We start from the raw sequence: 15,766 nt of genomic DNA, 5'->3' as shown, positions 1-15,766 counted from the left end.
ATGAACATGCAACAAACCAAGGAACTGTTACGCAAAGTCGACCTGGGATGTGGCTCGTCGAAACCCGCAGGCTTCATCGGCGTCGACCGCATGCAGATGCCAGGCGTCGATATAATCGGCGACCTCGATGGCGTGCTGCCACTGGAGAGAGACTCTGTTGATCTGCTGTACGCTTCGCACTCGCTCGAGCATGCACGGGACATCATGCATACCATGCGTGAGGTATATCGCGTGTGCAAACATGGTGCCCAAGTCTGCATAGTCGCACCGTATTACGAGCAGAAGCTCAACGTTGCAAATCCCTATCACCTGAACGTTTTCAACGAGCATACGCCACGGTTCTGGACCAACAGCCCAGTTGCCAACTTGGACGATGCCGAATACTGGCATCCCCACGCAGAGGCGTGGGGACTGGCCGAATCTGACAACTCCGACCCCGGGCTGGATTTCCGGCTCGCGCGCATGGAGTTCTTCTACTTCCCGCAGTACCTGCTACTGAGCCCGGAAGAAAAGATCGAGGCGCGGCGCCAGTACTTCGACGTGTGTGACCAGATCATGTATCACCTGGTCTGCTGGAAGCCCGACGGTGCCAGCGACGAGCAGGATGTGCAGAAGCTCATCGCTTCGATGGATTTCTTCGAGCCAGAATACGTTCGCGAGCGCAGGGAGCGCGACCTGGACACGACCCGCCTGCTACGCGCGGGCGGTTTGGGCGTGCGCACGCTCCGGGCGCCGTTGCGCCAGCCTGACGTCAGTCACACTGAGATCATTCGTCTCGAGGAGATGATCCGTGCCCTGAGCGACGACCTCGCCAAGGTCAAGTCCGAAGCAGTGGCGAGCCATACGGCAACCATCCAAAGCCTGACGATGGAGCTTAATAGCGAGCGCGCCAAGGTAACAGAGTACGCACAGAAGCTGCGCAGCGTCGAAGACGAGGCCGCTCGCTATCGGCGCCGCGCGGCCGATGCCTATGCGTCGCTCGCGTCGTATGGCGGCATGCTCGAGAAAGCATGGATCGATGGCCTGATCAGCGCCCACGAGGTATCCCTGTACCGCCGCCGTCGTATCATCCGCGTGGTGGATCGGCTGGTTGGTCGGGGCATGCGCAATGACCTGCCGGCGCCATTTGCGCCACTGCTGGAGCGCGAGTCCGCCAGCGCGAAGGTCTGGTACGGGCCTGACCTCCGCAACGAGGCCTTTGTTGCCTACAAAATCGCGGTACCGAAGAGGCAGCCCGAGGCCATTGAGGTCGGCCTCGTGCAGTCCATCGAAAACCTTGAGGAAACGGTAGGCGTGGAGATTGTCGACAGCAACAACGAGATCATCTGGCACAGCGTCCAGACGATCGATGGTATGGCGGGAGGGCCGGTGCGTTTCCCGCTCGATTTCCCGCTGTCGCAAAAGGACGGCGAATTCGAGGTGCGGCTGTTCTCGGGTTCCAAGGTTGCGCCGGTCTATCCGCTCGAAGTAATTCCGTCGCGATTCTCGCGGACCAGGAGAGTGCTTGCCCGCTGGTGCTACTGCTAAGGTCAGGACCGTGGCACCTGATTGGTCGGCCCGTAAGCCGGAGCAGATGATGACAGACTGTGCCACAGAATACTCAGTAAAGTGACGAACGATAAGCTGCCTACTCCGACACCGTCGGGAACTTCTGCCGCGCTGAGCGTCGATCTGATGATCGAGGGCGAAATTCCGACCACCCACATCATCGGTAGGCTCGTAGCCGAGGCAACGGGAGGCCAGGCCCGCGTGCGCAAGCTGCTAGTGGGAGGTTTCCTGCCGGACCGGACGCGGGTCGACGCCATTCCGCTGCTGATCCGCGTCGGCGATCCGTCCGCCGCCCCCATGGTGAAATGGATGTTGCGCCGAAAGGTACAGTATTTGTACTACATCGATGACAACTTCTGGGAGCTGCAGGGCGAAGGGCCGTTGATTGCTTATTATCAGGCTAGGGAAGTGCGCGAGACCCTCGAACTTGTGGTTCGCAACGCCCACACGGTTATCGTCAACTCGCCTCATCTTGGGAAATATCTGCGGGATCGCTTCGCGGCGCCCGTCATCGTGTTGGCTGCGCCTTTTGACTTCAGCCTCTTGTCCGGGTTGGAGTCGCCGCCTGAGCACGAACACGAAGTCCGCATCGGATTTGCGGGTAGCGCTACGCGTGAAAAGGACTTCATCGCAATTCTTCCTGCGTTGGAGCGAGTGCTGGCTGAAAGGCCGCAGGTGACGATGCACTTCTTTGGTTATTGTCCTCCGTTGCTACACGGCAAGGACCGAGTCGTGTATCACGCCCACATGGGAAGTTACGAGGACTTCATCAGGTTCAAGCATGCTACCGCGCTGGATATCGGACTGGCCCCAATGGCGGATACGGAGTCGAACCGATACAAGACCAACAACAAGTACCGTGAATACGGTGCACTGCGCATCGCCGGCATATATGCCGACAGTCCGCCTTACCGAGACTCAGTGAAGAACGAAATTACTGGCCTGATCGTGCGGCAGGATGCCGAAGCCTGGTACCGGGCAATGGTGGACTTGGTGGACAACCCGCAGCAACGTGCAGCGATGGCAGCGGCTGCGTACGACGATGTCCGAAAGCACTATGCGCAGGATGTGGTGGCCATGCAGTGGCGGAGCTTGCTGGAGGAATTCCAGCGCTCCGTACGGATGCCACGTTTGAGTCGTGTGGCAATCAGCGCGGATACCTGCTGGATTCGCGGGGCTGGATGGCTGGCGCGACAGAAGCTGAGGGTACACCTGCGTTATGTTCGGGCCAGGTCCCTGCTTGCCCGCGTGGTCCGCACTGTTCACAGTCGGATGAAGGGGGCGGCATGAGCGAAGCCCAATTTGCCATGCCACCCGGCGCCGCATCCGTTGAAGCACGTAACACCGCTGCCGTCGTCGTTACCTTCAATCCCGACGAGCCTGTCTTCCGGCGGCTGTTGCAAGCGACCTTGCGGCAGGTCGGGACTGTCGTCGTCGTCGACAACGGATCCGCACGAATCGATGTCGCCGCCTTGTGCAACTCCGAAGATGCGGGGGCTGGACGCATTCGCTACGTGCCACTCGGCGCCAACCTCGGCATCGCCGCGGCCCAAAACCGCGGTATCGAAGCCGCAAAGGCGGCCGGCGCCGAATACGTGCTCCTGCTTGACCACGACAGTGTGCCTGCCGACGACATGGTCACCATGCTGCGGCAAGCCGACCGGCAACTGCGCGATGCAGGCGTTGAGGTTGGCGCCGTAGGGGCGGTGGCACACGACCGCCGTACCGGCACGACATCCAAGGTGGTCCGCATGGTGCGCGGCCGTGTGCAGCGGCTTGCCATCCTGACTTCGGAGCCTTATGTCGAGGCCGACTTCCTGATTGCCTCCGGCACCATGATCGCGATCTCCGTGCTCGAACGCTACGGCATGATGAACGAGGGCTATTTTATCGACCACGTCGACACGGAATGGTGCCTGCGCGTAAAGGCGCGGGGCATGCGCCTCTTCGCAATCCCGCGCGCGCGACTTGAGCATGCGCTGGGCGACCATGTCGTGCGGGTCTGGCTGGGCCGCTGGCGCGAGGTGCCAGTGCATTCCCCGGCGCGCGATTACTACATGTTCCGCAATACCGTGCGCATGCTGCTGACGACGCCGATGAGCCTGGCATGGCGGATTACGCATGTGTTCCGTTTGTCGCAGTTTGCGGTGTTCTTCGGCCTCGGCATGTCGCCGCGGCTGAAGCGAATCCGATTGATGACCCGAGGCATTATCGACGGCGTAAAGGGCCGCGGTGGGGCGTTGGTGGATGCGAGGCCGGGTCGTGGAAGCAACCGCTAAGCTGTTGACGGTTTCCCTGGTCAGCCACGGCCAGGGCGAACTGATGCGTCCGCTGATCAGGCAGTTGTCTACGATCGCCCATGAGCTTCCCCTGAAAGTGGTTGTTACGGAGAACTTGCCCGAACGCCGCAACACGGACGACACTTTCGTCGATCTCGACATCCAGTATATCCAGAATGCCGAGCCTAAGGGTTTCGGAGCGAACCACAACGCGGCCTTTGCATTTTGCGATACGCCATATTTTTGCGTCGTTAATCCGGATGTCCGGCTGATCGAGAATCCCTTTCCGGTGCTATTGGCGCAAGCCTTGGCACGGCCGGGGGTCGTTGCGCCGCGTGTGGTGGCCAACGACGGCGCGGTCGAGGACAGTGCGCGGAAAGTGCCGAGACCATTGGTCTTGCTGCGACGGGCGCTGACCCGGTTAGCCAACAAGCGGATGCCGCCGGACTACACCGGCGAAGGGACGGTTCCGGTTGACTGGGCTGCCGGCATGTTTCTGCTTTTTGATGCCACCTTATTCCGGCGACTGGGCGGCTTCGACGACCGCTACCATCTTTATTGCGAGGATGTGGACGTTTGCCTTCGCACATGGCTGAATGGAGGCAGTGTCCATCTGGCGAATGATGTCATAGTGATGCACGATGCCCGCCGTGATAGCCACCGCCGGCTTCGCTACCTCCGCTGGCATATGGCAAGCATGATGCGGCTGTTTACGTCTTCCGCCTACTGGCGATTCCGCTTGCGCCATGTCGCCGCCGGCAATTGAACATTATTAGAACGATTCCATGTTCGATTTCTTTTGGGTTCCAGCTTTTGCCTTCCTGGTCTCCGCACTGAGCGTTCTGCTGCTGCGGCCTGTCGCTATGGTGGGCGGCCTGCTGGATCGTCCCGACAACCGCAAGCGGCACCACGGAGCCGTGCCACTGGTCGGTGGCATTGCTGTGACGCTTGCCGTTTGGGCTGGCTGCTTGCTATTTATGCGAAACCAAGGCTATTACGTGGCGCTGCTGGGTGGCATGACGCTGCTCGCCTTTGTCGGTCTCATCGATGACATGCATGGTATGTCGCCGGTCGCCAAGCTTGCTGCGCAGATCTTTGCAGCAATCCTGATGACATCTTGGGGCGGGGTCTACCTGACGTCGCTAGGCGATATTTTCGGCCGGCGCGAAGTCGAACTGGCAAACTGGGCGATCCCGCTCACTCTTTTCGCCGTGGTTGCCGTGATCAATGCCATGAACATGAGCGATGGGCTCGATGGTCTGGCTGGGGGGCTGTCGATCATTGTATTTGGTTGGTACAGCTATCTGGCGGGCGAACTTGGCAACCTTGCGGCCCAGCGTGTGTGCGTTATTTTCTGCGGCGCGATTCTAGGTTTCTTGATCTTTAACATGCGCAATCCCTTTCGAGGCACCCTGCGCGTATTTCTCGGTGACGCCGGCAGCTTGATGCTCGGGTATGGAATCGTCTGGTTCGCAGTGGAGCTGTCACAGCCCCGATATAACAATGCCCATCATGTTCCCCCAGTTGTAATGCTGTGGGTGCTTGGGTTCGTGCTGATCGACTTGCTGGTGGTTGTAATCCGCCGGGCAATGAAACGCCGCAATCCCTTATCCGCTGACCGTACACACTTGCATCATGTGCTGCTGCGCCTTGGCCTGAGTCCCGACGCGATTGTGTGGGTCATTCTCGTTAGCAATGCTCTGCTGGGATTTATTGGTGTATATGGCTGGAAACAAGGCATTTCTGAACAAATGCTGTTTCTTGCTTTCCTTGGTGTCACAGCGCTTCACCTGCTGCTAATGCGTAATGCTTGGCGCTGCCTCCGTGTAGGCCGGCGAATTGTCTTGCGTGGTAAGCGCGAACTCAGCGTTCGCAATAAGCCCGACTAGAGCTGAGCGTCCCATTCCCATGTCTGCTGCTATTCGAGTCCATCAGGCAGGCTAATATCCGTGGCTGTGCTTTGAAGTCCATAACACTGGCCCTGAGAAGAGTGACACGTGTGGTCGCCAGTGTTGCGACATATGGTTTCCCGTAGCTCTCCAAACCTGTGAGTTCCCCAAGTGCATAAGAAGTCTGTAACAGCGATCGTACCCCTTGTCGGCAACTATGTGCAGGTCCAGGCTGCTGTCACAACTCTACTTCTCGATCTTTGTGCAATTCCAATTAGCCAGAAGGTCCGTGTCGAGTTTATCTTTGTTGGAGATGGGGAGCATTGGGGGCAAGTGGTAGATGTCGCCGGTTTTCAACGTGTGGCTTCTGCCGCTCTTTTTGCAATGCCGAAGAAGTCCTTGCCGGCAATTCTCTTTAACAAGGGAGCGTTAGTTGCGCAAGGTGAGTACCTGGCGTTTCTTTGGCCTGGCGTTGACGTCAGCGAATGGTACGCAGGCATTGAAACGCTCGTCGATATGGTCGAGGACTATGATGTGGTCCTAGCGGGCGCCCCAACGATCTCACCGTTTCGGGCCGATATACCGAAGTCCTGGCTGCACGACCCGACTGACGGAAATCACAGGGACTACCCCTCGGGCTGGGTCGAGATGGCCGATTTCGTCCCAATGTCTCACTGCATTGTCAGGCGCGAAAGCTTCATCGAGAACGGTGGGTTTGCTACCTCCGTACTTCTGCAGCGAGCATTCTGGTGGGAATTCTCACTGCACCTCAGCCGCAAGGGCCAAATTCGTGGAATTCAAACGCGGCGGCAAGACGCTCCTGTGTGGAACTGGCACGAGTACCCCTTGGACCATGAACTACAGATATCGGCGGATCTCTATGCACGCCATGTCATGTTGGGCCGCGACGACGGCCCGTTACAGCTAAGAACCGAACCCGACACGAGCGGAATCGAGAGGTTCGCAAGGAAATTGCCAGCCCCAGACGCGTATCGTCTGGTCCGATCCCTGAATCGATTCTGTCCCACCATTGGTGTGGTAGTGCCGAAAATCGACGTCGTTCAAGACAATGTTCAGCCGTTGCGCGTCACTGTCCTCGGAGGCCCTGGCGAGCCGGCGCACAACCAGCTCTGCTTCTTTAACTATTTTCGTCAGGGCCGTCTGTCCATACCTCTTACCTGGCGAACTATTCTGGATGCTGCGGCAACGTCTTTTGACCTGTACGGAAGCGATCTAGTCATCTTCAGCCGAGCAAAATCGAAGCACGCTTGTGCCCTGATGGACTTCTGCAACCGTGCCGGCATAGCGACGGTCTACATGCTGGATGACAATTGGTTTACCGTAGCTCAGGATTGGCCGGAATACGCCCGCGTATTCAACGAAGAATCGGAGATCTTCAAGGCGTTCACATATTGCCTTCGGAAGGCAGATACGGCGCTCACCTACAACCGCCTTCTAGCTGAGGACATGGGTGCCTACGCGTCAGACGTCGTGGTTCTTCCCACTAACATTGATTTAGAGGATTTCTTACCTGCAAAGCGAGATCCGGGGCGGCGTCTGGTTGTGGGATATGCGGGATCGTCGCGACCAGACAATGCCGCTTTTCGCGCGTTGACCGAGGTAGCGGCCAAAAGAGATGACTTTGACATCCTTTACATGGGGCATACGGTGCCGGCAGCGCTAAAGGACGTGCCAGCCGAAAGGATTCGCTTTGAACCGTACGTGTATGGTTATAAGGCCTATGCAAATACCCTTAGTAAGCACGCTCCAGACATTCTTCTCGCCCCACTCGGCAACACGCACTTCGAGGCATCAAAGTGTCCGAACAAATTCCTTGAGATCTCGGCGGTGGATGCCGCGGGGATCTTTAGCAACGTGGAGCCATACCTCTCATTCGTTGAGGACGGAAGAACGGGCGTTTTCGCATCGGAGAGTGTCGAGTCCTGGAAGGAAGGCATAAACAAGCTACTTGACGACAGCAGCTTGCGTGACAGAATCCGGGACCAAGCACGAAAGCAAGTTGTATCCAGCTTTGCAACAGAGAATGTCTCTCACCATTTTGAGAACTTCCTTATTTACTCGTCCACTAAGGGACGTACACTCTCTAAGAGCGGGCCGCGTGTCGCGTTGGTGTCCCACTCCGTCCATCCGGCCGGAGCAGAACGTGCTCTGGCAAACTTCCTAGGCCATATGTCCGACGGCGTTGATGCCTTAGCCGTCTTCCCTCTAGGAGATGGCCAGATTCGCAAGCAAGTCGAAGAATCAGGAATCGCCGTATTCGATGCCGACTATAGCTTTAACGTCCCAACAAGGGGCGACGCCAACCATGTGCGCTTCCAAGAGGCACTGAGTATCAATCAAAGTCACAGGTTCTATAATCTGTTTAAAGAACTAGAACTTGACGGAGTAGTTGTCAACACAAATGTGCTACCGCCCGCGGTTTACGCTGCTGCACTGTGCGAACTGCCAGTGATTCTGCACTCGCACGGACTAGTTAGCCCGCGCTTGGCCACTCAGCTTGACCCCCAGCGATGGGGGGGCGAGGATGCTCGCCAAATCGATTTGGCGTCGGCGGTCATCTGCCCATCTCGTATCGCTGCGGACGCCTATAGCGAACTCTATCGAGTGCCACTGAGCAAGATCGAAATCGTTCCAAACGGGACACCGTGTGAGCGCTGGACAAGCCTTCGCGACATGCAAAACATCAAGCCTAAGTTCTCGATGCTTTGCACCTTAGAGCCGAACAAGAACGTACCGATGTTCATCGAGGCTGCCAACATTTATGTTGGGGCTGGTGGGCCACCGTGCGAGTTCCATGTTTACGGAGCTGGCGCCGAAGATTATGTCTCTCAGCTACGCGACTTGGTATGGGCAAATGGTCTCACTAGCGTCTTTCAATTCCACCCCAAGGTGTCCGACGTTAATTCTGTATACGATGAATCGCGCGCCGTGGTTGTCACCAGTCAACTGGAGTCATTCTCTTTCGTGACGATTGAGGCCATGAGTCGGGCACGGCCTGTTATCTCAACGCGTTGCGGTGGCCCGGAGGGGTTAATTGTAGACGGCGAGACGGGCTATCTCATTGAGAAAAACAATGCTGCAGCCCTTGCTAGAGTTATGATCACCTTGTCCGAGGACATTGACCTCGCAAACGATTTGGGGACGAAAGCCAGGCACAGGGCGGAGGCCGACTTTGAGATTAGCAAAATAGCTGAGCGGTACAGCGAGTTTATTAAGGCCGTCATTGAACGCACTACCCCGCAGGCCCTACTCGACACCCGAGAGAGGACCATGCTAGGCAATGGTGTGAGAGACGCCATTGCTTGGCCTGGCGAGATACTCAGTTCAACGAGCTACATGTCAGCTATTGCCCGATGGAGAGCGTCGCTGCATCCTCCGAGAATGTTGGATCCAGTCTTGCCCACCATGCGCGCAATGGCGCTACAGCACGCGAACGGCATTGCCTTGCTGCAGCGTGGCTTGATGCAAAAGCTTCGACGCCGGTTCGGGCTGAATTCAGATCTTTGGCATTTGGTTGATGAGGCCTACGCAGAAATCAAGGACTATTGCGTTGAGCAAGGCCTAGATCAAGGCTACAAACTCGTTCTTGGCCGAAACCTGGCGGAAGTTCCGTTCGTGGAATACCAAGTCAACTTCGATAGCGTAAAGTCGATCGAGTTAGCACTGGAACTTGCCCTTCCCGATTCAAAGGGCGTGGTTGGCATCGAGATAGTGAACAAGCAAGGGAAGATCACCCACCAGAGCGCTCGCGCGCTAACGGACGTCAATCCATATGCACCTGTAAGACTTGACGTCCAGGATAGCGATCCAGTAAACGGTCCTGTACGCCTCCGTTTTTTCGTAATGAATTGCGAAGCTCCGGTATGGATCTACGAGCTCGCCAAGACGCGACTTGCCGGTTTGGTTCGGCCAACCAGGGTCCCATTCATGAAGGTTCATTCGTGATGGCGAGCGCAGCCGCGCTACTCGGTCGTTCCGGCCGGGATGTCAGCCCTGAGGTGTGATGCATGTGGACCTATTAGCGCACTTTTTGCGTCGAACTATCCATTAATTTACGCAAGGCGCGCGACAGTGGGCATGGACGGCAACGGAGGGTGCCGGCTGGGTTGGGCGGTATGGCGCCTGATGTGGATCTCGCGCTCGGGTGCCTTGCTCAGCCGATGACCCAATCTGATGATGAAGCGGCTGATGTTGAGCCGACCACGCAATCGTGCAACGCCTCGATCCGGATTCATCGCCATGGGACCTCAATTTCGACGCAAACCGGTTATACGGTAATATTCGCGATCCCCGCGTATCGCGTGAGCGCCTCGTACGGCTTATCTAATCCCTTCTGGCGCGTCGTCTTGAAGAGCGGCGGCGACGCTTACGTGCGTATGGCAATTCATCCCACGCGTAACCATCATAAAGCGCGGGTCGCATGGACGAACACGAAATATGGCTTGACCTGCTAATAGTGGGCCGTCAATGCGCTGATCATCTTTCGGTTAATTCGTGAGGCGCTGAAATCATTTTGGGGCGGCAGCCGCTTCGATGGTGGCTTGCGCAGCGGTGAGTCACGCTGATCGCGATGTACGGTATCGGTCGGTTTCGCCCTAGGCGTCGTTGCTACGGCGGTATGCAGTCCAGGCATCTTTTGGTGAGCCCCGCAGCTAGCGTGCTTCGTCTGCATTGCAGCTCAGCGATTGCACTGGACATGACAGTAGCTGACTGTTTCCATCATCGCCCTACCCAGGGTGTTCTCACTAAAACAAATGGGCACCATCCCGCGGGGTGGGCACGGGAAAGCAGGTACTTTCGCGCTTACCATCCTCCGTTGGTGGTGCAGAACGACGTTATAGATTTCACATGAGGAAATGATGGATAATAGCGCATTCGATCAACGAGGCGCGGAATGGTCATGCTGCGGCCTCACTTCACTTAAGGCGCATGTCGGTGATAGAGCATCATGAGTCAGACATTCTTGCAACCAACGTTTTTTATGAAGCGGGATTGCGAAAGCGTGCTATCGGGAGTCCAGAAGAAACCGAACTCACCATTCTAATGCCTTGCCTGAACGAAGCTCGAACCGTTGGCATATGCGTCACCAAGGCCCTGGCCTATATGGAGCGAGCACGGATCACGGGCGAAGTTGTTGTCGCTGACAATGGTTCATCAGACGGATCGCAGTCTATTGCCGCCGCTGCAGGTGCAAGAGTTGTTCCAGTGCCCCGAAAGGGATACGGTGCGGCCCTATTAGGGGGGATTGCAGCAGCAAAAGGGCGATTCATCATAATGGGCGATGCGGACGACTCATACGATTTTTCTTCTTTGAGTCCCTTCGTAGCAAAACTGCGAGATGGCTTCCAGATTGTAATGGGCAACCGCTTCCAAGGAGGGATCGAGGAGGGGGCGATGCCTTTCTTGAATCGCTATCTTGGGAATCCGGTGCTGTCGTTCATAGGGCGACTTTTTTTCCGTTCGGACATTCGTGATTTCCATTGTGGACTGCGAGGATTCTCCCGCGAAGCTGTGTTGCGACTTAATCTGGACACTCCTGGGATGGAGTTTGCTAGCGAAATGATCGTCAAGGCGGTCCTGGCGAAATTGTCGATTTGCGAGGTCGCGACAAAGCTGAATAAGGATGGTCGCGATCGCCCCCCGCATCTTCGCCGTTGGTCGGACGGTTGGCGACATCTTAGGTTCCTACTGCTTTTCGCGCCAAGGCAACTGTTCTTGTATCCCGGTCTTGTTCTCCTCCTTGTTGGCATTGTTTTAGGCGCCCTGCTGTTGAGCGGCAGTATGCGCGTTGGGGGTGTGACGCTTGACACTAGTTCACTGCTTTTTATGGCCTGCATGATCATGATGGGCACTCAGCTAACGCTGTTCTATTCAACAGCGCAGGCAATATCTGACAGTGTCGTCAACAAGATGTCCACCGACGGTATAGTTAAAAGGAGAGTTCATCGTCTCGAGGGAAAGCTAATACTTGGTGGTGCTATATTTACGATTGGTGCGCTCCTCGCAGTGGGATCGGTGGTCTACTGGGGAGTGGCCGATTTTCAGAAGCTAGACCCTTCAAGGATCCTTCGGATCACCATACCTGCCGCGACCACCATGGTGGTCGGGTTGCAGATAATTTTCACTGCATTTTTGCATTCCGTTCTCTTGATCACGGGAAAGATGGACTAGTCCTCAATGAAATCTGCACTCAGAGGCAATACGTTTCTGTTAAGGCAATACTTTCGATTCATCTCGGTCGGCGGATTCGTTGCGCTGTGTACGGTGGCGCTTAGAGAACTTTTCGGCTGGATGCTTCCGTCTGGAATTGTGGGATTCACGATCTCTGTGATCTTGGCATGGACGGGAGGCTCGGCTTTAAGTTATGTGCTGCAAAAACGGATCACGTTTAATGCAGCGCAGGGATCGCGCGCAGCATTTGCAAAATTCTGCATCGTGTCAGCGTTATCGGGAGCGATGTGCGCATTGGCGTCGAATCTATTTTATCTGGCCGGGCACGCGCTCGGACTCCCTCTGGCGCATACTATAGCTTTCGTTCTTGGCAGTCTTGTCACGTCGCTACTGAGTTTTTCTTTATATAAGATGTACGTCTTTTTAGAGGGCTGACCGAAAATTATTCGGTATCGCGTGCGCTAGTTCTTTGCGTACGCAAGTACATTTTTTCCAAGCCACCTGTGGGTGAGGAGGTCTAGTATCCTACTGATTGGGAACAAGATGCGGTCGAAGAATCGCAATGATCGTACGCTTGGTTCTCCGGATCTTGTGCCGAACCATTTAAATAATAACGCGAGAAAAAAACCTAGCGCATCACAATATCGAATTTCCTCAACGGTGAACCCGGCTAACATCAGATTTTTGCGAAGCGATTTGATTGTGTATCGCCGGTGATGACCGACTTGCTCGTCGAACTTGGACCAGATAGCCTCGAACGCGGGTACAAAGATGGCGATGCCGCCCCCCGGAGTAAGCTTGGCGCGCAATTCGCGCAGGACGGTGAGGTCGTCTTCGATGTGCTCAAGAACATTGGACGAGTACACGAAATCGACTTGACCTGGAATATCCCTGATCGCTGCATAGGTTGCGATTCCTCGCGCATTTAAGATGGATTGATGCTCGATGTCCGCCTCGACGGCTAATGGGCGGATCCCCGTTTGTTGTGCAAAGAGTTCCGCGAGAGTGCCCACTCCTGCGCCGAAATCAATAACCGAGGAACTCAGGCCGGGCCGAATTCGGAAGAAGCGAATCATCTCCTTCACGATCCAGGCGTTGTAGTTGGCGAGGGCAGTTTCCGCGCTAAACAGCAGCTCGGTGCCCGTATAAGAATATTGTCCGTTATCCGTCATGCTTTCGATGCAACGTCTGTTCGTTTAGTAAATAATGCGATATATCTTGACATCACCGATGATTTGGACCTCCACGAGATTTCCTGAATTGTGGAGGTCATCAACCGAGCTATAGAACGCGCTTAGGAATGCATGTAAATATGGCGTCTTGGTGGCAGGATATGCAGCTTCATCGTACCACTTCCATACTGCGAGATATGAGAGTCCTTGTTTCCGAAAGGCTTGTAAGAACTGCTGTGAAGTTGTGCAGTGAGACAAATTGCCGGTTTCATTCATCGGGTGTATGTTGAACCAGGACCCCGTCAGATAGTAGAAAGGGAGAATGTTTACCCCAAACCCCACTCTTTGCTCCGCGGGGATATGCTTGTTCAACCAATTTGCCACTGGCCAGAAGGAGACAGATTGCTCGAGAAAAATATTCCTCGGCTGTGATAAATAGGTTTGGATTGGCCCTAGAAAGGTAAGTTGGTAAACGGTGTACGTTCCCGTTAATAGTGTCACCACAGCCCCGGCAATGATCATCCTTGGGACGAAGATCTGTGACCATTGGCGATGAATCAATTCGCATGTTTCGAAGATCACGGCTGTTGCCAGCGCTGATAGGCCGACGAGCAAAAAGAGGAGGTATCTCGGTTCCCAAAAACCAGCGAAGAGACTTAGCGCAAAGAAAGCCACGAGGATGGCCAAGAAGGAACCATTGCTCGTATTGCGCACTTCTTTGCGAAGAATTAACGTACCAAGGGCGCCAAGAACTAGAACTGGCATTCCGAAACCATCGGATAGCTTGTGGATGAAACCAGCGAAAGTCCCGGATTCCCAACTAAAGTTTGCCAAACCTTCGAACATCTCCTTCAAGAGCTCGCTGTCACGCGACGAAAATGCATTTTGAGCGTGAAGCGTATCATTGAAGAAGGGATAAAAAGGATTTCGAAAATAGAACAGGTTGCGCAGATACCACGGCGCAGCTGAGACGGTAATGGCAGCTCCAAGGATCGCAACATGAACTCGACGCCACTTCGCTGGAAGCGGTTGTGTTTGGATAGCGATGACGGCGATCACGCAGAATACAGCGGCGAATTGCAGGCTGTTGTACTTTACTCCTACTGCTGTTCCAACGAACCAACCGGACAAAATAACAAACCGAGGATTCCTCGTTGCAACATAGCGCATAAAGCTAACAAGCGCCAATGTCTGAAAGAAGGCATTGGCAATGTCATTCTTCGCAATAGGGGCATACTGCACTACCACCGGCGCGCAGAGCACAAACATGCCCGCAAGAGGGGCTCTTTTCGAATCGGTTCCGAGGCTGCGGCAAATTTCCGTCGCGCACAAAGCCATACCGAGTGTCATCGCTATATTCAGAAATTTGGCGGCGAATGGCCCATTTAAAAGCAGTATCGAGGCCGCGGTTATCGCATCATAGTTTCCAGGGAACGCGGAAGCAGGGCCATAGCTATCCACATAAATGAAGCGGTGAGCAGCCGCGAACGCCCGAGGTAAAGCGACGCTATACGCCACTTCGTCCCACGAGTACGGAGGTAGAAAGCAGACGACTAGTCCGGCTAATGCCGGCAGCAACCATACGATCGCCCATGTTATTTCCTTACGGAATGCCAAGCGAAGCGGTCGTCCGCACAGTCGGCTTGCTGCCCAGGCGGACAAAATTGTCGCGAAGGCAATGCTCCATAGCGACAAGGACAGGAGAAGTCCGCTTACAGATGTCAGAAACATCCAGGCGCTTATGAAGATGCCTGCGGCAAGCAGCGGACTAAAATTGTCTATTGTGTCGGAATGAGGATAGGGACTTTTCCGAGCTTTGACGCCAAGGCTTTCGCCCTTTGGGAGGGGATCGATAGAAATGTACATTTTGTGGCGGACTCTCTGGGCCACCAGATTTTGCCATACTTGACGGTGGTGCTCATTGCATCGAGGTCTTAACGGCCGGCGCTACTGCCTCGCCCAATGTTGAGGCTAGATTCACGGTGCCTTCTAGGCAGGTACGGAGTAGCATGGGTTCACGGCGGATAATGCGCTTTCCCATCTGGCAGAATTTTTTACCGGTCGCGCCAAAAATGGGGCCTGGCGCAGGCGCCGTGACCAATTTACAACGCGTCCAGTGAGCAAAAGGCTGAGCAGGCGTTGCAAGACTTCGCCGACGGCCCGTGGGGCAAAAAGCTGCCGAGGATTTCAAGTCGTGGTGACGTGCCTGGAAGAGCATCATGCCTTTCTTAGTGTTCAGATCCGGCGCGCAATCTACACCGAGGACGCAATCGAAAGCTTGAATATGCATCGCAAGATCATCAAACCCTAGGGCCTACCCATCGGAGCTTAGTCCAGGATGTCTAATCAATTTTGCACGGCTGTGCGTGGACAGGCCGTCGCAACGCCTCGACCCTACCCTTAAGACCATCGACCACGGCAATCAGGATCGCCTGACAGCCGTGGTTCTTGGCTCGCACTATGCAAGCCAAATAACAACTTGCCCTTGCCGTACCTCGACCTTTACCGACCGCCCGATGGCAAATCCGGCCTGCTCCAGCCAGACCCCTTTCAACCGAATCCAAGGCACAGCCCGCAACCCACTAAAGCCGTTGTTCTTGGCGCACCGAACCGGAAAGTATGTACGCCCGGTAGTAAGAGTACGTACCTGAGTGCAAGCAGATTGCTCCGTCATAGCCAACTCCTG

11 protein-coding genes and 2 pseudogenes are annotated in these 15,766 nt (G+C 55.4%); 9 read left to right on the top strand and 4 right to left on the bottom strand.

What is annotated here, in order from left to right; all coding sequences use genetic code 11:
* The first annotated feature begins 6 nt into the window (after window positions 1-6).
* The 8 genes from AC3FMM_RS12920 (at window position 7) to AC3FMM_RS12885 (ending at window position 12,343) form a co-directional block, all read left to right on the top strand.
* Window positions 7-1,527 (top strand): class I SAM-dependent methyltransferase, encoded by a 1,521-nt coding sequence (locus tag AC3FMM_RS12920; protein ID WP_488686780.1) that lies wholly within the window; start codon window positions 7-9, stop codon window positions 1,525-1,527.
* An 81-nt stretch (window positions 1,528-1,608) separates the two neighbouring features.
* Entirely contained in the window at window positions 1,609-2,838 is a 1,230-nt protein-coding gene (locus tag AC3FMM_RS12915) for a glycosyltransferase family protein (RefSeq protein WP_488686779.1), read from the top strand.
* A complete protein-coding gene (locus tag AC3FMM_RS12910; protein WP_488686778.1) occupies window positions 2,835-3,827 on the top strand; it encodes a glycosyltransferase family 2 protein in 993 nt (330 codons plus the stop codon). Before AC3FMM_RS12915 ends, AC3FMM_RS12910 begins: the two co-directional genes overlap by 4 nt.
* Window positions 3,811-4,593, top strand: coding sequence for a glycosyltransferase (locus tag AC3FMM_RS12905; protein WP_488686777.1), 783 nt, complete (start codon window positions 3,811-3,813; stop codon window positions 4,591-4,593). The genes AC3FMM_RS12910 and AC3FMM_RS12905 overlap by 17 nt, the downstream gene beginning before the upstream one ends.
* Window positions 4,594-4,612: 19 nt before the next feature.
* Window positions 4,613-5,716 carry an MraY family glycosyltransferase gene (locus AC3FMM_RS12900; RefSeq protein WP_488686776.1) on the top strand — a complete coding sequence of 368 codons (1,104 nt, stop codon included), beginning with the start codon at window positions 4,613-4,615 and terminating at the stop codon, window positions 5,714-5,716.
* Window positions 5,717-5,887: 171 nt separating this feature from the next.
* Window positions 5,888-9,682, top strand: coding sequence for a glycosyltransferase (locus AC3FMM_RS12895; RefSeq protein ID WP_488686775.1), 3,795 nt, complete (start codon window positions 5,888-5,890; stop codon window positions 9,680-9,682).
* Between the two features lie 984 nt (window positions 9,683-10,666).
* Window positions 10,667-11,908: a glycosyltransferase family 2 protein gene (locus tag AC3FMM_RS12890; protein WP_488686774.1), complete on the top strand. Its 1,242-nt coding sequence runs from the start codon at window positions 10,667-10,669 to the stop codon at window positions 11,906-11,908.
* Between the two features lie 6 nt (window positions 11,909-11,914).
* Window positions 11,915-12,343, top strand: coding sequence for a GtrA family protein (locus tag AC3FMM_RS12885; RefSeq protein ID WP_488686773.1), 429 nt, complete (start codon window positions 11,915-11,917; stop codon window positions 12,341-12,343).
* 26 nt (window positions 12,344-12,369) lie between these two features.
* Here AC3FMM_RS12885 and AC3FMM_RS12880 read toward each other — a convergent pair whose 3' ends face one another.
* Both AC3FMM_RS12880 and AC3FMM_RS12875 read right to left on the bottom strand, forming a co-directional pair.
* Window positions 12,370-13,080, bottom strand: coding sequence for a class I SAM-dependent methyltransferase (locus tag AC3FMM_RS12880; RefSeq protein WP_488686772.1), 711 nt, complete (start codon window positions 13,078-13,080; stop codon window positions 12,370-12,372).
* A gap of 24 nt (window positions 13,081-13,104) precedes the next feature.
* On the bottom strand, window positions 13,105-14,946 hold the full coding sequence (locus tag AC3FMM_RS12875) for a glycosyltransferase family 39 protein (protein ID WP_488686771.1): 1,842 nt from the start codon (window positions 14,944-14,946) through the stop codon (window positions 13,105-13,107).
* 231 nt (window positions 14,947-15,177) lie between these two features.
* Here AC3FMM_RS12875 and AC3FMM_RS12870 point away from each other — a divergent pair.
* Window positions 15,178-15,385 (top strand): annotated as a pseudogene (locus AC3FMM_RS12870) (transposase); the annotation flags it as partial.
* Between the two features lie 47 nt (window positions 15,386-15,432).
* Here AC3FMM_RS12870 and AC3FMM_RS12865 read toward each other — a convergent pair.
* Window positions 15,433-15,530: pseudogene (locus AC3FMM_RS12865) on the bottom strand (transposase); the annotation flags it as partial.
* 8 nt (window positions 15,531-15,538) lie between these two features.
* Window positions 15,539-15,754 (bottom strand): SymE family type I addiction module toxin, encoded by a 216-nt coding sequence (locus tag AC3FMM_RS12860; protein WP_488686770.1) that lies wholly within the window; start codon window positions 15,752-15,754, stop codon window positions 15,539-15,541.
* Between the last annotated feature and the right edge of the window lie 12 nt (window positions 15,755-15,766).

Source organism: Cupriavidus sp. 207A1 (genome assembly GCF_057798955.1).
The sequence above is the reverse complement of the archived record's forward strand: the minus strand, read 5'-3'. Positions and strand labels throughout refer to the sequence as shown.

Excerpts from the sequence above, each read along its gene's own strand:
- AC3FMM_RS12920 (WP_488686780.1), top strand. The coding sequence starts at position 7 with ATGCAACAAACCAAGGAACTGTTACGCAAAGTCGACCTGGGATGTGGC.
- AC3FMM_RS12910 (WP_488686778.1), top strand. The coding sequence starts at position 2,835 with ATGAGCGAAGCCCAATTTGCCATGCCACCCGGCGCCGCATCCGTTGAA.
- AC3FMM_RS12900 (WP_488686776.1), top strand. The coding sequence starts at position 4,613 with ATGTTCGATTTCTTTTGGGTTCCAGCTTTTGCCTTCCTGGTCTCCGCA.
- AC3FMM_RS12890 (WP_488686774.1), top strand. The coding sequence starts at position 10,667 with ATGTCGGTGATAGAGCATCATGAGTCAGACATTCTTGCAACCAACGTT.
- AC3FMM_RS12885 (WP_488686773.1), top strand. The coding sequence starts at position 11,915 with ATGAAATCTGCACTCAGAGGCAATACGTTTCTGTTAAGGCAATACTTT.
- AC3FMM_RS12880 (WP_488686772.1), bottom strand. The coding sequence starts at position 13,080 with ATGACGGATAACGGACAATATTCTTATACGGGCACCGAGCTGCTGTTT.
- AC3FMM_RS12875 (WP_488686771.1), bottom strand. The coding sequence starts at position 14,946 with ATGTACATTTCTATCGATCCCCTCCCAAAGGGCGAAAGCCTTGGCGTC.
- AC3FMM_RS12860 (WP_488686770.1), bottom strand. The coding sequence starts at position 15,754 with ATGACGGAGCAATCTGCTTGCACTCAGGTACGTACTCTTACTACCGGG.